This window comes from Micromonospora sp. CNZ285 (assembly GCF_004637285.1).
Genome location: NZ_SPQD01000001.1, coordinates 910,525 through 931,344 on the forward strand (window position 1 = coordinate 910,525; position 20,820 = coordinate 931,344).

Annotated in this window: 16 protein-coding genes; 8 read left to right on the forward strand and 8 right to left on the reverse strand. The window is 73.9% G+C overall.

Translation table 11 applies throughout. The features are described from left to right. Position 1: 1 nt before the first annotated feature. Together CLT75_RS04180 and CLT75_RS04185 are read left to right on the forward strand one after the other, a co-directional pair. Positions 2-2,104 carry an iron ABC transporter permease gene (locus tag CLT75_RS04180; protein WP_135243899.1) on the forward strand — a complete coding sequence of 701 codons (2,103 nt, stop codon included), beginning with the start codon at positions 2-4 and terminating at the stop codon, positions 2,102-2,104. A gap of 45 nt (positions 2,105-2,149) precedes the next feature. Then, complete coding sequence (locus CLT75_RS04185) at positions 2,150-3,052, forward strand: siderophore-interacting protein (protein WP_135239556.1); 903 nt, start codon at positions 2,150-2,152, stop codon at positions 3,050-3,052. 61 nt (positions 3,053-3,113) lie between these two features. Here the strand turns inward: CLT75_RS04185 and CLT75_RS04190 are convergent, their stop codons facing one another. Genes CLT75_RS04190 through CLT75_RS04205 form a run of 4 tightly spaced genes read right to left on the reverse strand, consistent with a single transcriptional unit; the run spans position 3,114 to position 8,390 of the window. Then, entirely contained in the window at positions 3,114-4,898 is a 1,785-nt protein-coding gene (locus CLT75_RS04190; protein ID WP_135239557.1) for an IucA/IucC family protein, read from the reverse strand. Then, on the reverse strand, positions 4,895-5,479 hold the full coding sequence (locus CLT75_RS04195) for a GNAT family N-acetyltransferase (protein ID WP_135243900.1): 585 nt from the start codon (positions 5,477-5,479) through the stop codon (positions 4,895-4,897). Before CLT75_RS04195 ends, CLT75_RS04190 begins: the two co-directional genes overlap by 4 nt. 53 nt (positions 5,480-5,532) lie before the next feature. Beyond that, positions 5,533-6,807 carry a lysine N(6)-hydroxylase/L-ornithine N(5)-oxygenase family protein gene (locus CLT75_RS04200; protein ID WP_135239558.1) on the reverse strand — a complete coding sequence of 425 codons (1,275 nt, stop codon included), beginning with the start codon at positions 6,805-6,807 and terminating at the stop codon, positions 5,533-5,535. Between the two features lie 26 nt (positions 6,808-6,833). Continuing rightward, on the reverse strand, positions 6,834-8,390 hold the full coding sequence (locus CLT75_RS04205) for a pyridoxal phosphate-dependent decarboxylase family protein (RefSeq protein WP_135239559.1): 1,557 nt from the start codon (positions 8,388-8,390) through the stop codon (positions 6,834-6,836). Positions 8,391-8,616: 226 nt separating this feature from the next. On the opposite strand from CLT75_RS04205, the gene CLT75_RS04210 reads away from it, so the two are divergent. Together CLT75_RS04210 and CLT75_RS04215 are read left to right on the forward strand one after the other, a co-directional pair. Further along, positions 8,617-10,653 carry a penicillin acylase family protein gene (locus CLT75_RS04210; protein WP_135239560.1) on the forward strand — a complete coding sequence of 679 codons (2,037 nt, stop codon included), beginning with the start codon at positions 8,617-8,619 and terminating at the stop codon, positions 10,651-10,653. A gap of 32 nt (positions 10,654-10,685) precedes the next feature. Further along, complete coding sequence (locus CLT75_RS04215; protein WP_486485331.1) at positions 10,686-11,207, forward strand: GNAT family N-acetyltransferase; 522 nt, start codon at positions 10,686-10,688, stop codon at positions 11,205-11,207. 13 nt (positions 11,208-11,220) lie between these two features. Here the strand turns inward: CLT75_RS04215 and CLT75_RS04220 are convergent, their stop codons facing one another. Continuing rightward, positions 11,221-13,446, reverse strand: coding sequence for a hypothetical protein (locus CLT75_RS04220; RefSeq protein ID WP_135239562.1), 2,226 nt, complete (start codon positions 13,444-13,446; stop codon positions 11,221-11,223). Positions 13,447-13,654: 208 nt separating this feature from the next. Between CLT75_RS04220 and CLT75_RS04225 the strand changes: the two genes are divergently transcribed. Together CLT75_RS04225 and CLT75_RS04230 are read left to right on the forward strand one after the other, a co-directional pair. Then, positions 13,655-14,557 carry a redoxin family protein gene (locus CLT75_RS04225; RefSeq protein ID WP_135239563.1) on the forward strand — a complete coding sequence of 301 codons (903 nt, stop codon included), beginning with the start codon at positions 13,655-13,657 and terminating at the stop codon, positions 14,555-14,557. Between the two features lie 22 nt (positions 14,558-14,579). Further along, entirely contained in the window at positions 14,580-15,809 is a 1,230-nt protein-coding gene (locus CLT75_RS04230; RefSeq protein WP_135239564.1) for an epoxide hydrolase family protein, read from the forward strand. Between the two features lie 57 nt (positions 15,810-15,866). Here the strand turns inward: CLT75_RS04230 and CLT75_RS04235 are convergent, their stop codons facing one another. Further along, positions 15,867-16,832 (reverse strand): golvesin C-terminal-like domain-containing protein, encoded by a 966-nt coding sequence (locus CLT75_RS04235; RefSeq protein WP_030268833.1) that lies wholly within the window; start codon positions 16,830-16,832, stop codon positions 15,867-15,869. Then, on the reverse strand, positions 16,832-16,984 hold the full coding sequence (locus tag CLT75_RS32525; protein WP_013285768.1) for a hypothetical protein: 153 nt from the start codon (positions 16,982-16,984) through the stop codon (positions 16,832-16,834). The genes CLT75_RS04235 and CLT75_RS32525 overlap by 1 nt, the downstream gene beginning before the upstream one ends. A 210-nt stretch (positions 16,985-17,194) precedes the next feature. Between CLT75_RS32525 and CLT75_RS04240 the strand changes: the two genes are divergently transcribed. Continuing rightward, a complete protein-coding gene (locus CLT75_RS04240) occupies positions 17,195-18,448 on the forward strand; it encodes a glycoside hydrolase domain-containing protein (RefSeq protein ID WP_135239565.1) in 1,254 nt (417 codons plus the stop codon). Between the two features lie 56 nt (positions 18,449-18,504). On the opposite strand, the gene CLT75_RS04245 is transcribed toward CLT75_RS04240, so the two are convergent. After that, on the reverse strand, positions 18,505-19,395 hold the full coding sequence (locus CLT75_RS04245; protein ID WP_135239566.1) for an SGNH/GDSL hydrolase family protein: 891 nt from the start codon (positions 19,393-19,395) through the stop codon (positions 18,505-18,507). A gap of 399 nt (positions 19,396-19,794) precedes the next feature. Here CLT75_RS04245 and CLT75_RS04250 point away from each other — a divergent pair, with 399 nt between their 5' ends. Then, positions 19,795-20,796: a hypothetical protein gene (locus CLT75_RS04250; RefSeq protein WP_135239567.1), complete on the forward strand. Its 1,002-nt coding sequence runs from the start codon at positions 19,795-19,797 to the stop codon at positions 20,794-20,796. Positions 20,797-20,820 lie beyond the last annotated feature (24 nt).

Consider the following 20,820-nt stretch of genomic DNA (forward strand, 5'->3'; position numbering starts at 1 on the left):
GATGACCGCCCCCGCCCCGCCGGGGCCGGCCACCCGGCCGGCCCCGGTCGGGCCGCCGCCCGCCCGGCGCAGCCGGGTGGCCGGCGCGTTCGCCCTCGCCGCCGCGCTGCTCGTCGCGATCACCGCGGTGCACCTCACCCAGGGCACCTCCTCGGTGGGGGCGCTGGACCTGCTCCGGCTGCTCACCGGCGGCGACGACGAGACCGCCCGGGTGCTCGTCGCCTCCCGCCTGCCCCGGCTGCTCACCGGCCTGGCCGTCGGCGTCGCGCTCGGCTTCGCCGGTGCGGCGTTGCAGTCGACCACCCGCAACCCGCTCGCCTCGCCGGACACGCTCGCCGTCAACGCGGGCGCCCACCTGGCGATCGTCTCCACCGCCGCGTTCGGGATCGCGCTGCCCGCGCTGCCCGCGGGCGGGCTGGCGTTCTGCGGCGGACTCGCCGCCGCCTCCCTGGTCATGCTGCTCTCGGCCGGCGGTCAGGCCGCCACCACCCGGCTCATCCTCGCCGGCTCGGCCACCGCGATGGCGCTCTCCTCGCTGACCATGCTGCTCATGCTGCTGTTCGAACAGGCCACCATCGGCCTGTTCGCCTGGGGCAACGGCTCGCTCGTGCAGGGCGACCTGGTCGCGTTCACCCAGCTCGCCCCCGTGATCGGGGTCGCCGCGCTGGTGCTCGTGGCCCTCGGGCACCGGCTGGACCTGCTCGCCCTCGGCGACGACACCGCCACCGTGCTCGGGCTCAACGTGCGCCGTACCCGGCTGACGGTCGTGCTGCTTGCCGTGCTGCTCTCCGCCGCGGCGGTCACCCTGGCCGGCCCGATCGGCTTCGTCGGCCTCGGCGCGCCGGTGATCGTCCGCCTGCTCGGCAAGTGGGTGCCCGAGGTGCACCGGCACCGCATCCTGATGCCGCTGTCCGGCATCGTCGGCGTGGTCATCGTGCTCGGCTCCGACGTGCTGCTGCGCGCCGTGCTCGGCGGGCAGGCCGGAGTCGACGTGCCGACCGGCGTGGTGACCACGCTCTTCGGCGCGGTGCTGCTGGTCTGGCTGGCCCGCCGCCACCGCGACGCCGGACCGACCCGGCAGGCGCCGGGCGGCCACGCCGCCGTCCGCTCCCGCGGCTTCGTCGCCACCGTCGTCGCGGTCTGCGCGGTGGTCGTCACCGCCGCGCTGGTGCTCGGCATGCTCGCCGGCGACACCTGGGTGCTGCTCGGCGACATCGTCAACTGGGTGCAGGGCCGCACCGGACCGGCGTACACCTTCGTGCTGGACGCCCGCTGGCCGCGCGTCGCCGCGGCGCTGCTGGCCGGCGCCGCGCTGGCCCTGGCCGGCACCACGGTGCAGGCGGTGTGCCGCAACCCGCTCGCCGAACCGGGCATCCTCGGCATCACCGGCGGCGCCGGCATCGGCGCGGTGTCGCTGCTGACGTTCGCGCCGATGGCCGGCGTGCTCGCCCTGTCCGGCGCCGCCGGTCTCGGCGCGGTCGTCGCGTTCGCGCTGGTCTACGGCCTGGCCCGGCGGCGGGGGCTCAACTCCGACCGGCTGGTGCTGATCGGGTTCGCGGTCTGGCAGGGCGGTACGGCGATCATCACGTTCATCGTGGTGTCGTCCGACCCGTGGAACACCGGCAAGGCGCTGACCTGGCTGTCCGGCTCCACCTACGGGCGTACCGCACCGCAGGTGCTGCCGGTGGCGATCGCGCTGCTGATCGCGCTGCCGGTGGTCGCCGCGGTGCGCCGCGAGCTGGACCTGCTCGCGCTCGACGACGACACGCCCCGGGTGCTCGGCGTCCGGCTGGAACGCGCCCGGCTGGTCGCGCTCGGCCTGGCGGCGCTGCTCACCGCCACCGCCGTGTCGGCGGTCGGCGTGATCGGCTTCGTCGGCCTGGTCGCGCCGCATGCGGCCCGGGCGCTCGTCGGCGGGCGGCACACCCGCGTCCTGCCGGTCGCGGTGCTGCTCGGCGCCACCCTGGTCAGCCTCGCCGACACGCTCGGCCGCAGCGTCATCGCCCCCGCCCAGGTCCCCGCCGGTCTGGTCACCGCCATGATCGGCACCCCGTACTTCGTCTGGTTGCTGTGGCGTTCCCGCGCCGCGGCAGCCGCCCGTTAGCCCGTTCACCGACGCACCCCCCACCGGCCGTGAGAGGAATGACGCATGACCAGCACCCTGGCCGTCGCGCCCTGGCGAGTCTTCACCGTCGAGGTCCGCGCGCTACGCCGGCTCGGCCCGTCCTTCCTTCGGGTGACGCTGACCGGCCCGGACCTGGACCGGTTCGCCGACAACGGTTACGACCAGCGGATCAAGCTGGCCCTGCCGCCGGTCGACGGCGCGCCGGGGGAGCTGCCCGACGGGCCGGACTGGTTCCCGCGGTGGCGTGAGCTGCCGGACGCGCTGCGCAGCCCGATCCGCACCTACACCGTCCGGGCCGTCCGGCCGGAGGCGTACGAGGTGGACGTGGACATGGCGCTGCACGGCGACGGCGGCCCGGCCACCCGGTGGGCCCGGCGGGCGCGTCTCGGTGACCGGATCGCCGTCGTCGGCCCGGACGCCGGCTGGGACGGCCCGCACGGCGGGGTCGAGTTCCAGCCGCCGGCCGGCGCGACGCTGCTGCTGGCCGGCGACGAGACCGCCGCGCCGGCGATCTGCGCGATCCTGGAGCGGCTGCCCGCCGAGGCGCGCGGGCACGCGCTCGTGGAGGTGCCGGAGACCGGCGACGAGCTGCCCTGCCGGGCCCCGGCCGGCGTCACTGTGACCTGGCTGCCCCGCGACGGCGCCCCGCACGGCAGCCGGCTCACCCCGGCTGTGAGGAGCCTGGCCGGGCGGCTGGTGCCGGTACCGGTCGCGGTGGCCGCCGCGCCGCTTGCCGAGGTGGACGTGGACCGGGACATCCTCTGGGAGGTGCCGGAGCGGCCTGACGGCGCGGCGCTCTACGCCTGGCTGGCCGGGGAGGCGGCGGTGATCCGCGGCCTGCGCCGGCACCTGGTCACCGAGCGGGGCATGGACCGGCGCGCGGTGGCGTTCATGGGCTACTGGCGGGCCGGTCGCGCGGAGAACTGATCGTCCCCACCACCGACGAAAGCGGGCCGGCGCCATGCGCCGGCCCGCTTCCGTCATGCCATCAGTCGCGCGGTGCGTACGGTGCGAGCGGGTTGACCAGGGTGCCGGCGAACTGCAACGCGGCCGACGGGTCGGACAGGTCCACCATCTGCTGGTTGTTGCGCAGCTGGAGCCGGTTGAGGCAGGACAGCGTGAACTCCGGCGCGAACAGGTCGTGCCGGCGCATCCGGTCGGCCAGGTGCGGCACCGTCGCGGCGTAGTCGGCGGCGCACGCGGCGACGGTGCGCCAGAACTCGTCCTGATCGAGCACGCCCCGGGTGTGCAGGGCCGCGCTCAGGTGCCGCAGGAAGCAGTCGAAGACGTCGGTGAAGATGGAGAGGATCTTCTCGTCCTCTCCGATGGCGGCCCGGATCCGCCGCACCCGCTCGGGCAGGTCCGCGTCCGGGTCCATCACCACGATCTCCTCGGCGATGTCCTTGAACACGACCCGCTCGACGACGCCGTCGCGCAGCACCAGGATGACGTTCTCGCCGTGCGGCATGAACGCCAGGTCGTGGGCGTACAGGCTGTGCAGCAGCGGCACCAGGTAGGCGTCCAGGTAGCGGCGCAGCCAGTCGGCCGGCGCCAGCCCCGACTCGTCGATCAGCGCCGCGGCGAGCGACCGGCCGTCGCGGTCCAGGTGCAGCAGCGAGGCCATGGTGGCCAGCCGCCGCCCGGGTTCCAGCCCGGGTACCGGGCTCTCCCGCCACAGCGCCGCCAGCATCTTCCGGTACGGGGAGTACCTGTCGGTGGCCGCCTCGTACTGCCGGTGCCGGTAACCGATGGCGGCCCGCTCCCGGATGATCGACAGGCCGGTGCGCTTGAGCACCGGGTCGCCCTCGATCAGCCCGGCCAGCCAGTCGTTGATGGCGGGCGTCGCCTCCATGTACGCGGCGGACAGCCCGCGCATGAAGCCCATGTTCAGCACCGACAGCGCGGTCTTCACGTAGTGCTTCGCCGGGTCGCTGACGTTGAAGAAGGTCCGGATGGACTGCTGCGCGAGGTACTCGTCCGGCCCCTCGCCGAGGCAGACCAGCCGGCGCGCGGCCACCTCACCGGCGAACGTGACGGCGAGCTTGTTCCACCACTGCCACGGGTGCACCGGGACGAACAGGTACTCGGCCGGGTCCAGGCCGAGCCCGGTGAGCGTGGCGGTGAACCCGGCCAGCGTCTGCTCGCCCAGCTCGGCCCGGACCAGCGTGTCGTAGTCCAGGTCGTCGGCGCAGGTGAACGTGGTGTGGTCGCGGTGCGCGGCGAGCCAGAGCAGCCGTACCGGCGTGGCGGCCTCCGGGGCGTACGCGTGGTACTCGTGCACGCCGAAGCCGATCCGACCGTTGTTCGCCACGAAGCAGGGGTGCCCCTCGGTCATGCCGGTCTCGATCGCCTGGAACCCGGCGGCGGCCAGCTCGGCGGCGCTCACCGCGGGCTTGGCCAGCTTGTACGCGGTCCCGGCGAGCGTGGAGGTGATCTCCTCCAGGTAGACCGGCAGGATCGCGTCGGTGAGGCCGAGCGCGCCGCGCAGCTCCACGCACAGGTCAACGGCGTCGGGCGGCAGCTCCGCGCCGTCGCGGCGGCGCACGATGCTGTCCGCGTCGACGTCCCAGTGGTCCAGCGCCAGCCGCTGCGCCGCGAACCGGTACTCGACCGCGCCGTCGTCGCTGCGGACCAGCCACCGTCCCGGGCCGTCGGGCTCGGGGGTGATCAGGCGCTCGTGGGCGAACTCGGCGAGCGCCTTGCGCACCAGCAGCCGGTTGGCCGTCGCCCACGCCTCGGGGGTCAGGTGGTCCACGGATGCGCTGGCGTTCACGCCGGTGCCCCTTCCTCGCCTGCGGGCGCGCCGGTGGCGGCCCGGAACTGGTCCCGCGTGCAGACGCTGAGCAGCGCCTCCTTCTCGGGCTTGCGGATCGGGCCGACGACGGTGAACCCGACTGCCGCGTTGAGTGCGTGCACCGCGGTGTTGCGCACGTCCGGCTCCACCACCACCCGGCGGGTCGCCGGGTCGGCGAACAGCCAGGCCATCACCGTGGTGATGACGGCACGGGTGAAGCCGTGCACCGGCGTGTCGGCGGGCGCGCAGAGGAAGTGCATGCCGACGTCGCCGGGCTCCGGGTCGTACAGGCCGGCCAGCTCGACGTGCGCCGGGTCGTACCGTTCGGCCAGGAACGCCGGGGTGCCGCGCCACGACCCCAGGTACGCGTCGTGGTGCGGGTGGCCGGCGATGCGCCGGTACTCGGCGGCGACCGCCGCCACGTCGGCGTCCTGCATCAGCCAGAACGCGGACTTGGGATGGGTGACCCAGCGGTGCAGCAGCGCGGCGTCGGCGTCCGGGTCCAGCGGGCGCAGCGTGAACTCGCCCAGCGCGTCGTCGACGCGGGTGAACACGGTCATGCCGGGTCGTTTGGGCATGCGCTCGCGGCCCTCGCTTCGCTCGGTGCGCTCGCTCATGCCGGCGCTCCGAACTCCTGGAACGCGACGGTCTTCTCCACCGGGTAGTGCTCCCGGCCGGTCATCTCCCGGATCAGCCAGGAGTTGCGGTAGGGGCCCATGCCGAGGTCGGGCGAGGTGATGCTGTGCGTGTGGGTACCGCCGTTCTGGAGGAACACGCCCCGGCCGGTGTGGTCGACGCTGTAGTTGCGGGCCACGTCGAAGCGGCCGTGCGCGTCGAAGCGCAGCCGGTCGCGTACCGGCGCGAGGAACTCCGGCACCCGGTAGTGGTAGCCGGTGGCCAGCACCAGACCTTCCGTGTCCAGCGTGAACGCGCGGTCCTGCTCGGTGTGGCGCAGCCCGAGCCGGTAGCGGCCGTCGGCGTACGTGGCCTCCACCAGCTCGGTGTTGGTGAGCAGGCGGGTGGGCACCGGCCCGGGCAGACTCTTGGCGTACAGCACGTCGTAGATGTCGTTGATCAGGTCGGCGTTGATGCCCTTGAACAGCGGCTTCTGCGCGGCCTCCAGCGCGTAGCGGGTCGGCTCGGGCAGCGCGTGGAAGTAGTCCACGTAGTCCGGCGAGGTCATCTCCAGCGTCAGCTTGGTGTACTCCAGCGGGAAGAACCGGGGCGAGCGGGTCACCCAGGTGAGCTGGTAGCCGTACGTGTCGATGTCGCCGAGCAGGTCGTGGTAGATCTCGGCGGCGCTCTGGCCGCTGCCGACGATGGTGATGCTGTCCCTGGCCCGCAGCGCCTCCCGGTGCTCCAGGTAGCGCGAGTTGTGGATCATGTCACCGCCCAGCCCGGCGCACGCCGGCGGCAGGTACGGCGGGGTGCCGGTGCCGAGCACGAGGTGCCGGGCCCGGTGGGTCACCGGCCCGTCCGGCGTGTCCGCGTGCACCACGTACCTGTCATCGGCCTCGTCGTACTCGACGGCGGTGACGGCGTGCCGGAAGCGCAGGTTCGGCAGCTTGGCGGCGGCCCAGCGGCAGTAGTCGTTGTACTCGGCGCGCAGCGGGAAGAAGCTCTCCCGGATGTAGAACGGGTAGAGCCGGCCGGTCTCCTTGAGGTAGCTCAGGAACGAGTACGGCGAGGTGGGGTCCGCGAGCGTGACCAGGTCGGCGATGAACGGCGTCTGGAGCCGGGTGGATTCGAGCAGCATGCCGGGATGCCAGTCGAAGCTGTCCCGGGCCTCCAGGAACAGCCCATCGAGGTCGTCGATCGGGGCGGTGAGGCAGGCCAGGCCGAGGTTGTAGGGGCCCAGCCCGACGGCGATGAAGTCGTGGGTCGACATGGCGTTCTCGTTCTCCTCGACGGGGGTCAGCCGACCGGGCAGGACAGCGCGGTGGCGGTGGCGGTCCGGGCGTACCAGGCGGCGTGGTCGGCGATGAGGTCCAGCACGTGGGCGACGTCGTCCACTGTGGTCTCAGGGTTGAGCAGGGTGAGCTTCAGGTGGTGGGCGCCGTCGACCCGGGTGCCGGCGACCAGTGCCGCGCCGGAGGCGGCGAGCGCCTCGCGCGCGTGCAGGTTGGTCTCGTCGGCCAGGTCGGGGGCGAGGCCGGCGGGCCGGTACCGGAAGACCACGGTGCTCAGCTGCGACGGCGCGGCCACCTCGAAGCGCGGGTCGGCGTCGAGCCGCCGCCACGCCTGCGCCGCGAGGTCGACGACCTGGTCGAACAGCGCGCCGATCGCGTCCGGCCCCATGATCCGAAGGGTCAGCCAGAGCTTGCACGCGTCGAACCGGCGGGTCGTCTGGATGCTCTTGTCGACCTGGTTCGGGATGCCCTGCTCGACCGCGCGGGCCGGGTTGAGGTAGTCGGCGTGCCAGGTGGCGTGGCGCAGCACCCGGCCGTCGCGGACCAGCAGCGCGCTGGAGCTGACCGGCTGGAAGAACGACTTGTGGTAGTCGACAGTCACCGACGCGGCCCGTTCGATGCCGTCGAGCAGGTGCCGGCGGGTGGGGGAGACCAGCAGCCCGCAGCCGTACGCGGCGTCGACGTGCAGCCAGACGCCCGCGGTGGCGCAGATGTCGGCGATCTCCGGCAGCGGGTCGACGGTGCCGAAGTCGGTGGTCCCGGCGGTGGCGACGACGGCCATCACCACCTGACCGTCGCGGTGGCAGCCGTCGATCGCGCGGGCCAGCTCGTCGGTGCGCATCCGGCGGTTCGCGTCGGTGGGCACGGTGAGTACCGCGTCGGCGGCCAGGCCGAGCAGCTTGGCGGCCTTCTGCACGCTGAAGTGCCCGGCCGCGGAGGTGATGACGCGCAGCCGGGACAGCACCTGCGGCCGGTCCGGCCGGCCGTCGGCGCCGCCCACCACCGTGCGGTACGCCTCCTCGCGCGCCAGCAGCAGCGCCTGGAGGTTCGACTGGGTGCCGCCGCTGGTGAAGACCCCGTCGGCGGTGGGGCCGAGCCCGATGCGCCCGGCCGTCCACTCGATCAGGCGCCGCTCCATCAGCGTCGCGCCGGCGCTCTGGTCCCAGGTGTCCAGTGAGGAGTTCACCGCGCTGAGCACCGCCTCGCCGAGCAGCGCCGGGATGACCACCGGGCAGTTCAGGTGGGCCAGGTAGCGCGGGTGGTGGAAGTAGACGGCGTCGCGCAGCCACACGTCGTGCAGCTCGTCCAGGGCGGCGTCGGTGTCGCCGAGCGGCCGGTCCAGGTCGATGGCGGCGACGAGCGGGGCCAGCTCCTCGGGCGTGACGCCGGTGAACGGGCGGTCCGCCTCGGCCACCCGGCGGGCCACCCGGTCCACGCCGCGCGCCAGCACGTCCCGGTAGCGCCCGAGCGAGCCGGCGTTGAACAGGTGGCCGCGTGCCGTGGCGGCGGCGCGGCCGGTGTCGGCGGGTGCGGCGCCGGTCGGGCTCCCGATCGAACTCATGCGACATCCCAGCGGTCGTACGGACAGGACGCGGCCAGAGCCGCGGCGACCAGGTTAGGTTAGGCTCGCCTAACTATCAAGCGCGACTCGGGATGCTTTGTCCCGGATGTGCCGCCGGTTGGCGCCCCGCCCGCGTCGCGGTAAGGTCGCCCTCGGTTAGGGGAGGTTATCCTAAGTTGACTGTCGAACGGAACCGCCGCCCGGCGCGCCGAGGCGGCGTGAGGCGATGACACACGTCGATCGCGATCAGTGGGGCGTGCCCCAGTTGTGGGCCGCCGACGTCGACGCGCTCGCGCGTCTGCAGGGGCGCGTCGCCGCGCTGGACCGGGCCTGGCAGATCAGCGTCGAACGATGGCGCGCCGAGGGTCGCCTGGCCGCCCACGTCGGCCCGGCCGAGCTGGCGTGGGACCGGTTCGCCCGCCGCGTACGGCTGGACGACACCGCCCGGCGCTGCTACGAACGGCTGGACCCGGACACCCGGCGATGGGTCGGGGCGTACGTCGACGGGGTCAACTCCGGGCTCGCCGAGGGTGCCGCCGCCGCGCCCGAGTTCGCCGCCACCGGCACCGCGCCCGAACCGTGGCACCCCTGGTCGCCGCTGGGTGTCTTCCTCGTCCAGCACGTGCTCTTCTCCACGTTCCCGAACAAGCTCTGGCACGCGCACGTGGCCCGGACGCTCGGCCCCGACGCGGCCGGGCTGTTCGCGGTCGAGGGACCGGCCTCGTCCGGCAGCAACGCCTGGGCGCTGCCCGCCGACCCGGCCACCGGGCGGGGCCCGCTGATCGCCGGTGACCCGCACCGGCTGCTCGAACTCCCCGGCGTCTACCAGCAGGTCCGCCTGGCCTGCCCGGAGTTCGACGTGGTCGGTCTCGCCTTCCCCGGCGTACCGGGCGTGCCGCACTTCGGCCACACCGGCCACGTGGCCTGGGCCGTCACCAACGCGATGGCCGACTACCAGGACCTCTACCGTGAACGGCTGCGCCGCGACGGCGACCGGGTGCTGGTCCGCGACGCCGACGGCTGGACGCCCGCCGCGCGCCACGTCGAGGAGATCGAGGTCCGCGGCGGCGCCGCCGAGACGGTCGAGGTGATCGAGACGCCGCGCGGGCCGGTGATCGACCACGACCGGGTCACCGGGGAGGCGATCGCGCTGCGCACCCCGAGCCGGGTCGAGGCCCGGCTCGGCTTCGAGGCGTTGCTGCCGCTGCTGCGCGCCCGGCGTACCGGCGACGTCGCCGACGCGCTGCGCCACTGGGTCGAGCCGGTCAACAGCGTGCTCGCCGCCGACACCGAGGGAGGCGTCCGCCGCCTGGTCGCCGGCCTGGTCCCGGTACGCGACGAGCGGTGCCGCCGGGAACCCGTGCCGGCCTGGGAGCCGGCCTACCGGTGGCGGGGCGACTACCTGCCGCTCGTAGACGAGCGGGTCGACGGCGTGGCGGTGTGCGCCAACGACCGCCGCGACGACGTCGCCGCGCACGGCGCCGACTTCGCCCCGCCGCACCGGGCCCGCCGGATCCGGGCACTGCTCGCCGACGGCACCGAACCATCCACGGTGCACACCGACGACCGGCTCCCGACCGGCCCGCTGTACCGGCTGCTCGACCGGCTCGACCCGGGTCGGCTCGACGAACCCGCCCGCGCGCTGCTGCTGCGGCTGCGCGGCTGGGACCGGGCGATGGTGGCCGGCTCGGCCGAGGCCGGCGCGTACGCGGCCTGGCGGGCGGCGCTGGCCCGGCGGTTGCGCGTACACCCGGGGTTGCGTGCCCTCGACGAGCCGTGCGGGTTCGACGAGCTGTTCGCCCCCTGGACCGACCCGGCGGCCCGGATCGGCCTGGCGCTGGACCACCTGGCCGCCGCGTTCGACCTCGCGGAGCCGGCCGCCGAGGCGCTGGCCGAGGTGGCCGCCGGCCCCGCGCCCGGTGAGTGGGGCGGCCGGCACGTCCTGCACCCGGTGCACCTGGGCGTCGCCGCTGCGGTCACCGACGCGGTCGCCGCGATGCGGCGGCGGGTGGCGCTCGCCGGTGACACCGACTGCGTGCTGGCCACCTCCAGCGTGCCGGGCGTGTCCGACGCCTGCTGGCGCGGCCCGGTCGCCCGCTACGTGTGGGACCTGACCGACCGGGCGGCCAGCCGCTGGATCGTCCCCTTCGGCGCGTCCGGGCTCCCCGGCGACGCGCACTTCGCCGACCAACTGACCCACTGGGCCGCCGGGACGCTGATCCCGGTGCCCGCCGGCCCACTGACGGGAGACGAGACCACGTGATCCACCTGGAGCGCATCCCCGGCCTCGGCGAGATGACGCTGGAGCCGGTACGCCCCGACCGGGACGCCGACCTGCTGCACGGCTGGGTGATCCGGCCCCGCAACCGGTTCTGGGGCATGGGCTCGCACTCCGTCGACGAGGTACGCGAGATCTACGCGTTCGTCGACGGGCTGGAGACCCACCACGCGTACCTGATCCGGCTCGACGGCGAGCCGATCGGGCTGTTCCAGACCTACCAGCCGGAGGCGGACCCGGTCGGCGAGCGCTACCCGGTGCAGCCCGGCGACGTGGGGACGCACCTGCTGCTCGACGCGCCCCGGCCGTACCCGGGTTCGCTGACCGGCGCGGTCTTCCCGGCCCTGATCCGGTTCCTGCTGCGCGACCCGGCCGCGCGCCGCGTGGTGGTCGAGCCGGACGTGCGCAACGACGCCATGCTGCGCCGCCTGCGCATCGAGGGCTTCACGTTCGGCGACGAGATCGACATGCCGGACAAGCGGGCGAGGCTGGCGTTTCTCACCCGGGAGCGGTTCGAGGCGGACCACCCGGCGGCGTGACACCCGGCCCGCGTCACGGCCCGGCGGCGCGCAGCCGCCCGGCCAGGTCCCGCACCGTCTCGGCGTACGCCGGGTCGTCCTCGGACGGGAGGTGACCCTTGATCGGCGGCGGGACGCTGTCCCAGGGCGGCGCCACCAGGCTCTCCGGATCCCGGAGACGACGGTCCACAGTCGCCTCCGGGCCGGTGACGCGGGCCGGCTCGTCCGGTCGGTGCGGGGAGAAGATCCAGCCGCCCAGCGCGTCGGTGTCCCGCCACAGGTTGCGCCACCGCCAGCCGACCCGGGCGCCGATCCCGCGCAGCATCTCGTCGCCGACGTAGGCGGGGAACAGGCGGGCGTAGAGCCGGCGCAGCGGTGAGCTGTAGGTGAGCAGGGCGACCCGCGCGCTGACCTCCGCCGGTAGTTGCAGGACGGTGGCGGCGACGAGTACCGAGCCGTGGCTGTAGCCGGAGAGCAGCACCCCGTTGCCGCTGTGCACCAGGTACGTGATGCGCCGGGCCAGCTCCGGCACGGCCCGCTCGGCGTAGCAGGGCGGGGCGAACGGGTGCGCCGCCCGGGGCCAGAACGTGGCCAGGTCGAAGAGCACGCCGACGTGGTGCCGGAACCCGGGGCTGCGGTAGGCGAAGATCGCGGCGAGGATGAGGGCCAGCACCGCCGCCGAGATCGCCACCCCGCCCACCTCGATGCCGAACATGACCAGCTCCGCCGGTACGTGCGTGCGGTGCTCCAGCGTCTCACCCGGATCGGGACGGACCAGCGCCATCGCGGTGGTCGCCGCGCCCAGTCCGGCCATGACGGCGAACAGCACCGCCAGCGGCACCAGCAGGTCGGTGAACCGGGCCCGCACGATCATCGTCCGGACCTGCCGCAGCCGGGGCGCCGCCTCGGCCGGCGGCGACGGGAAGTCCCGCTCGACGATCGCCTCGGCGGCCCGCGTCCGGCCGCGCCGGGACACCAGCGCCACCACGGCCGCGACCACCAGGGTGACGAGCAGCGCCCGGAAGAAGCCGTAGATCGCCCAGGTGTACGCGTGCGCCGGACCCGGTATGTCGTCCGCCGGGGACACGCCCCGGTCCAGCAGGTCGGCGGTGCGCTGGACCAGCTCGGCGGAGTACGCGACCGCGAGCCCGCCCGCCGCCGCGGCGACCACGAGCGCGCCGAGCCCGTTCGGCGGCTGGTGACCGCGGACCCGCAGGCGGTGCCAGATCAGCACCGCGGCCAGGCCGCCGAGCAGTACCGCGTGCGTGACCAGCAGCCAGGTCAGGATCGAGCCGTAGCCGGGCAGCCCGCCGCCGGTACGCCAGCGGGCCGGGGCGAACAGCAGGTACCCGGCCACCACGACGGTGAGCCCGATCGCGGTGCCGCGCAGCACCCGGGCGACCCGGTCACGTCGCGGGTCGGTGGGCGCCCGGTCGACGAGCGGCGGCACGCAGACCAGGACCAGGCAGGCGAGCAGCACCGCGCCGGTGACCGCCAGCAGCACCGCCACCGTGGGCGGGACACCCTGCGCGGCCCGGGCGGCGAGGAGACAGCCGTCGAGGGTGGCGAAGGCCGCCGCGATGTGGATCGAACGCAGCCGGCCCATCAGCGGCTCGGTGTCCCACTGGCCGATCGTGCTCAGCGGAGGCCCGGCCGACGCCCGCTCCGGCGCCCGGAACGCGGTGAACGAGCGTCCCGGCCGCCGGGCGCCCCACCAGACCAGGCTCACCGCGGCCGCCGGGACCAGCGCCAGCACCACCAGCCGCAGCCCCACCGGCCGCCCGCCCATCCAGGACAGCCACTCCCGGTCGGCGACGCAGGCCGGCACGGACAGGCACTGCCAGGCCACCAGATCCAGCGCGACCCCGGCCCCGGCGAGCACGTACAGCGCGGTCAGGCTCAACCCCAGCACCCGGCACAGCGCCCGCACCACCGCGCCGCCGGCGGCGTCCCCCGGCCGCATCCACACGGCCACGTTGAGCAGCATGAAGGGCATCAGGAACAACAGCGAGAGGGTACGCAGGGCGGTGCCGGACGGCAGATCGTTCCACTGGTACGCCTCCAGCGTCACCCCGCTCGCGCCGTGCCCGTCGGCCAGGTCGGGACGGGGACGGTAGAAGCCGGCGCTGCGGTCGCCCGCGACCTGCCGGACCAGCGGCCGGCCCAGCACCTCGGCGGCGCCGCCGGCCGAGACACCGTGCACCCGTAGCTCCACCACCTCGCCCGGCGGGGCCTGTGCTCGCCCTGGTCCAGCCGTCATCGACCCTCCGCGACGTCCCGGCCGCCCACGCCGCCTGCACGGCCCGCCCTCGGGTGGCGCAGCGTCCTACCCGGCCGGGCCGGAGGCAAACGCCCGCGCGGGCCCGGCGGACGCCCGTTCGAAGCCGCGCCGTCCGGGTAACCGCCGCCGGACGTACTCGGAAGGGAGCCCGCATGACCGGCACACCATCACCGCGTGGCGCGACCGGATGACGGGGGCCACGGTGGCGACCCGGCTGCCGCCGATCGACGTCCGCCGCTGGGTGAACTCCGCGCCGCTGACGCCGGAGGACCTGCGCGGACGCGTGGTGCTCGTCGACGTCTGGGAGTACACCTGCGTGAACTGGATCCGCACCGCCCCGTACGTGCGGGCGTGGCACCGCGACTACCGCGACCTGGGGCTCACGGTCGTCGGCGCGCACGCGCCGGAGTTCGCGTTCGGCCGGCTTCCGGAGAACGTCGACCGGGCGATCCGCGACCACGGGCTCACCTACCCGATCGCGATCGACGACGACCACACGTTCTGGCGTGCCCTGCGCAACGACGCCTGGCCGGCGAGGTACCTCTTCGACGCCGACGGGCGGCTGGCCGACCGTTGGGTCGGCGAGGGCGACTACGACCGGACCGAGGCGCTGATCCGGCGGCTGGTCGAGGCCGCCACGCCCACGCCCGCGCTGCCGCCGGTCACCCCGGAGGTGACCGCGTTCGTGACCACCCCGCAGCCCACGTACGCCGGGATCACCCCGGAGACCTATCTCGGCGCCGACCGGGGTGTGCCCGGCACGTACGCGCTGACCGGCGACTGGCGGGTCGCTGACGAGTACGTCGAGACGGGCGGCGCCGGCGCGGAACTGGTCCTGCCCTTCACCGCCGGTGAGGTGAACCTGGTGGCCGACCCGGGACCGGAGGGACCGGCAGCGGTTCGGGTGCTGCTGGACGGGAAACCGGCAGCCGACGCGCGCGGCGCCGACGTGGACCCGGACGGCACGGCCGTCGTCGACCGGGCGGCGATGATCCGCCTGGTCGACGGCGCGACGCCGGGGGAGCACCGGCTCACCCTGCGCGCCGAGCGGCCCGGTCTCCGCGCGTACGTCTTCACGTTCGGTCCCTGACCCGACCCGAGGAGGACAACCCGTGGCCGTCAAGACCATGACGCCGACGCGTACCGGCGCCGGCATCCGCGAGTTCCGCGTCGACGTGCCGGAGGCGGACCTGGAGGACCTGCGGAACCGGATCGCGGCCACCCGCTGGCCGGAACGGCAGACCGTGGACGACCAGTCGCAGGGCGTCCCGCTGGAGACCAGTCAGGCGCTCGCCCGCTACTGGGCCACCGAGTACGACTGGCGCCGGGTCGAGGCGCGGCTCAACGACCTGCCGAACTTCGTCACCGAGATCGACGGCCTGGACATCCACTTCATCCACGTACGCTCGCCGCACCCCGACGCGCTGCCGCTGATCGTCACGCACGGCTGGCCCGGGTCGGTGATCGAACAACTGAAGATCATCGGTCCGCTCACCGACCCGACGGCGCACGGCGGCAGCGCCTCGGACGCGTTCCACCTGGTGATCCCGTCGATGCCCGGCTACGGCTTCTCCGGCAAGCCGGACCGTCCCGGCTGGGATCCGCAGCACATCGCCCGCGCCTGGACCGAGCTGATGCGCCGGCTGGGCTACACCCGGTTCGTGGCCCAGGGCGGCGACTGGGGCGCGCTGATCACCGACATGCTCGGCGTGCAGGCGCCGCCGGAACTGGCCGGCATCCACACGAACATGCCGTGCGTGGTACCGCCGGACGTCGACGCGCTGTTGCAGAGCGGCATCACCGGCGTGAACAACCCCCTCGCCGACCTGCCGTCCGGGCTCTCGGCCGAGGAACGGGCCGCCTGCGAGCGGATCGACTTCTTCTGGAAGCACTCCGCGTACGCGCTGATCATGACCACCCGCCCGGAGACGCTGACCGCGCTCGCCGACTCGCCGGTCGGGCTGGCGACGTTCATGCTCGACCACGACGCGGCGAGCCTGGACCTGATCCGCGCCGCGTTCGCCGGCCGGCCCGGCGGCCTGAGCCGCGACGACATCCTGGACAACATCACGCTCTACTGGCTGACGAACACGGGGGTGTCCTCGGCCCGGCTGTACGCGCAGAACGCGCTGTCGTTCTTCGCCGCCAAGGGCGTCCAGGTCCCGGCCGCGGTGAGCCAGTTCCCGGACGAGATCCTGCTCGCGCCGCGCAGCTGGGCCGAGCGGGCGTACCCGAACCTGATTCACTACAACATGCTCGACCGGGGCGGGCACTTCGCCGCCTGGGAGCAGCCGCAACTGTTCGCCCAGGAGATGCGGGCGGCCTTCCGGTCGCTGCGCTGACCGACGGCGGACGCGGCCGGGTGAGGCGCCCACCCGGCCGCGTCGGTACGCCAGGGGTCAGACCTCGGTCAGCCGGACCGCGTCGGCGATGACCAGGCCGGCGGCGGAGCTCCACCGGCTGACCGCGACGCGGTTGGCGTCCCCGGCCGGCAGCGTGAACGTGCCGAGCGAGCGCCACTGCCCGCCGGTCGCCCGCTGGTCGACCACTACCGTCCGGTTGCCGGTGGTGGTGGCGACGATGTACGGCGTGGCCGCGTTGTAGCCCGCGTTCGCCGGCCACCACGCCTCGACCCGGTAGTTGCCGGTGCGGGGCACGTTGAACTTGTACCAGGCCGCGTCGCTCGCGGCGACCGGGTCCGCGTAGCGGTAGTCGGCACCGTAGCGCTGCCCGGAGTACGTCGAGGTGCCCCAGCTCGCGCTCGCGGTGAAGCGGCCCGCCGTGGCGTTGTCCACGATCGACGTCCAGCCGGTGCCACCACCGGCCATCTTGGCGGCCACGTCGGCGCGCATCGTGTTCAGGTCGATGAAGGACGGGTCGATCTTGCCGGTGGTGCTGGTCTCCCGGTGGCCGCGGGCGTAGCTGGAGTCCCGGCCGAGCCGCTTGAGCACGGCGGCGGTGGCCGCGATGCTCGCGTTGTACTGGGCAGTGGTCATCCGCTGGTCGACGCCGTTGTAGTCGATCTCCCACCCGATCATCAGGGTGTTGCCGTCCCCGGCCGGGATCGGGCCGCTGCCGCCGCTGGTGCCGGCGTGGTTGCACCGGCCGGCGGAGATCACGTGGAACACGCCGTGGTAGTCCACGAGGGCCTGGCAGAGCGGGCCGGGCAGGTCGGACCGGCCGTTGATGCAGATGTTCAGCGCCGGGTGCGGGTTGGTGGCGCTGGACGTGGCGGCGGTGTGGTGCCAGAGCACGCCGATCGGGTCGAACGAGCCGGAGCGCATCCGGTTGAGCCAGTCGCCCTCGACCACGACCTGTACGCCGGCGCCGCGCAGCACGTCCACCAGCCAGGGAATGGTGGCCATCACTGCTCCCCGAGCAGGTCGGCGAGGCACTCGGCCTTCGGCGCGGCGTGCGCCGTACCGGGACGGACGGCCACCGCGAGGGCGGCGGCCACCAGGGCGGGTACGCCGAGCAGACCTCGGCGTCGCAGACGGGGGGATCGTGACGTGGGCATGGCGCTCCTCGGGTGACGGCGCTTCACCGATCGACGGATGTGAGTGCGGGCACGCTATACCGGCACCCGCCGTTCTGTCGATACCCTTCAATGATCGTTTCCGTCGTGAAAACTTTCGCCACGGCCGTCTGTCGTCATCCGTCGATGCGTGGTAGAAATCCTGCCCAAGTCTCGCCGCCGGGCGAGGAATCCTTCACAGGAGGGGCGCCGATGAGAGCGATCGCCACGGCCCTGACACTTCTCGCCGTGCTCGCGGCCACGGCTCCGGGCGCACCGGCCGCCGCGGCCGGGACGCCTGCCGCGGCCGAGGCACCGGCCGCCGTCGCCGCGGTCGGCCCGCAGCCCGGCACCTTCACCGGCAAGGGCTTCGACACGTGTACCGCGCCGTCGCAGGCCGCGATGGACGCCTGGCTGACCGCGTCGCCGTACCGCGCGGTCGGCGTCTACATCAGCGGCGGCAGCCGCACCTGCGCCCAGCCGAACCTGACCGCGACCTGGGTCGCCGACCAGACCCGCAAGGGCTGGCGGCTCATCCCGATCGAGCTGGGCTACCAGGCGCCGTGCGGCACCCGTACGCCGAAGATGTCCGCCGACCCGGCCACCGCCCGCGGGCAGGGGAGGACCGCGGCGGACAGCGCGGCCGCCGCCGCGGCGGCGCTCGGCATCGGCGCGGGCAGCACGCTCTACAACGACATCGAGCAGTACCCGTCGAACGCGAGCTGCCGGGCCACCGTGCTCTCCTTCCTCTCCGGCTGGGTCGAGCGGCTGCACACGCGCGGCTACCTCGCCGGCATGTACTCCAGCGGATCGTCCGGCATCACCGACGTCTGCGCCGCCTACGACGACACCCGGTACCTGCGCCTGGACCAGATCTGGATCGCCTGGTGGAACGGCGTCGCGGACACCGACGGGGGCACGTACTGCGCCGACGACCGCTACGCCGACCAGCAGCGCCTGCACCAGTACGCCGGGGACGTCACCGAGACGTGGGGCGGCGTGACCATGAAGATCGACCGTAACTACCTGGACGTACGGGCCGGCACCCCGCCCGCGATGTGGAGCGTCACAGCCGACAACGCCACGTCGGGCGGGTTCAGCGCGGGCACGGCCTGGGGCACCTCCGCGTACTCCGGGCAGCGCTACGGCGCCGACTACCGCTTCGCCACGCCGGTCGCGTCCAGCGACGTGGCCTGGTTCCGGGCGAGCCTGCCCGCGACCGGCTCCTACGAGGTGTCGGTGTGGTACCCGGCCGACCCCGGCTACAACGACCGCACCCCGTACCTGGTCGCCACCACGACCGGCAACCGGTCGGTGGCGGTCGACCAGCGCACCGGCGGCGGCCGCTGGGTCTCGCTCGGCGTGTTCACGCTCGCCGCCGGGACCGGGGACAAGGTCGGGGTGAGCCGTTGGAGCGCCGGCGCCGGCTACGTGGTCGCCGACGCGGTCCGCATCACCCGGGTGTGAGGCCGCACGACGGTGAGCCGGTCCCGCAGGGGCGGGACCGGCTCACCCGGGCCGGGTCAGCTCAGGTGCGCCAGCAGGGCGGTGGCCATGCCCTGCTCACCGCGGGCGTTCGGGTGGAACGGCGCGGCGGAGTTCTGCGGCACCAGCCCCTCCACCCAGCGGGTGCCGCTGCTCTTGCACGCGTCCCGCCCGATCGACGGCGTGTAGACGTCGGCGTAGCTCGCCCCGCCCGCCGCCGCGGTGTCGGCGAGCATCGTGTTCAGTGCCTTCTGGACACCGCGCAGGTACGGCACGTCCTGGTAGGCGATCGGCACCACCGGCCAGCAGCCGTACCCGCTGTCGGGCAGGATCGCCGGGTAGCCGAGCACCACCACGCGCGCGTTCGGCGCGGCCTGGCGGACCGCCCGCAGCACGGCCGTCACCTTCGGCGCGGTGGCAGCGATCCGGGCCCGCAGCTGGTCCGTGCCGCCCGCGGTGAACCGGTCCTTGCAGGGCGACCCGAGCGGGCTGCTCACGCTCGCCTCGGCGCAGTCGCCGATGATGCCGGAGAAGCCGATGTCGTTGCCGCCGATCTGGACGGTCACCAGCGCGGTGGCCGAGGTGACGGCGTTGACCTGCGGCGGCAGCGCGATGCCCAGCGCGCCGTCGCCGCCGTACAGGATGTCCTCGGTGGTGGCGCCGGAGCAGCTCACGTCGGCGAACGACGAGGACCCGGCGGACGCCGCCGCCAGGGACGGGTAGTTGCGGTTGGAGCGCAGGCAGTTCAGGTCGACCTGGGTGGGCACGAGCGGGGCGGAGGTGTAGGAGTCGCCGAGCGCGACGTAGCGCCCGGCGGGCGCGGCGGCGACGGCGGGTGCGGCGACGGTGAGCAGCATGCCGGCGGCGGCCGCGACGAGCGCGGTCACCCGGCCGGCGGTCCGCAGGAGCGGCAGGCGGGGACGGTTCATGGGGCCCTCCCGGAGGGGTCCTGGTGGTGGTGCTGGGATTCTGTCCGCGCCTGTGACGTGCGTCAATATCGATGGACCTCACTAAATGGCGGTCCAGGATGTGGTCCGCCGCCGCCCCGCCGGGTGTCGGTGGGTGTCGCGTACATCACACTTTTCGGCGTCGGGGATGTCGGGTACAGGTCGATCGCCGATCGGTCGATCCGTTGCGTCACAACGGTCCCCGGCCCGTCACGCCTGATAGGCGGCCGGATGCCGGATCCGGGCACGCACGCACCGGAGTGACCCCGGCACGGGTGGTGAAGAACGTATCGAATGTCGGCGATCGTGAATTTGCAGGCGTCATTACGCTGCGGGGTGGTTGATCGCCGGAACCACGGACGACAGGTGGAAGAACCTCAGATGAGTGACAATCACCCTCCCTACGGAGGCTATCCGGACCCGAACGCCGGAGCGTGGGGCAACCAGCCCGACCCGAACGCCCCGTACGGCGCGCAGCCGGCCTCCGGCGCGCCCTACGGTTCGCAGCCGGGGTCGGGCGCCCCGTACGGCGCGCAGCCCGCGTCGGGTGCCCCGTACGGCGCCCAGCCCGCGTCGGGAGCGCCGTACGGCGCGCAGCCCGCGGCGCCGTTCCCGGGTCAGCCGGGCTACCCCGGTCCGGCGCCGTACGCGCCCACCCCGCCCCCGAGCGGCGGCAAGAGCAAGGGCCTCATCGTCGGCCTCGCCGCCGGCGCGGTCACGCTGACGCTGCTGTGCTGCGGCGGCGGCCTCGCCTACGTCGCCTTCAACGGCGACGAGGAGGACCCGAAGCCGGTGGCGTCGGGCAGCGCCACCCCCGGGCCGGACACCAGCCCGTCCGCGACCCCCAGCGCGGACGGCCCGGAGTCGACCGGGCCGGACGGGTCCAACAACAACTCGCTGACCGCGCGGTACGCCAGCGAGATGTCGGCGGTCTGCGACGGCGGCGCGATCCTCAACGCCGCGCCGTACACCGCGCCGGCGGGCTCGAAGGCGTACGTCTTCTCCAACTCCCCGGACCGGCCGTCGTTCTGGTCGCAGAAGACGATCAGCTCGGCCAAGCCGTACTACGCGAAGTCGGCCGACTTCGCCACGGTGTCGGTCATCGGCTGCCTCAAGATGGTCGAGGGCAGCGAGGGCACGCCGAAGAAGTGCCAGTACAAGAACAGCGAGGACAAGGTCGTCACTGTCGACTACATCTCCTCGCGGTACACCCTGACCTTCCACGCCGCCAAGACCGGCGAGAAGGTCGGTGACGGCGGCACGGTGACCGCGCCCGCCGCCCGGTGCCCGAGCTTCATCTCCTACAACAAGGTGACGATGAAGTCGTACGCGTCCCCGGACAGCGGCACCATCGAGGCCGCGCTGGACCGCTTCCTCAAGTAGGCGACACCCGATCGCGGTGTACGG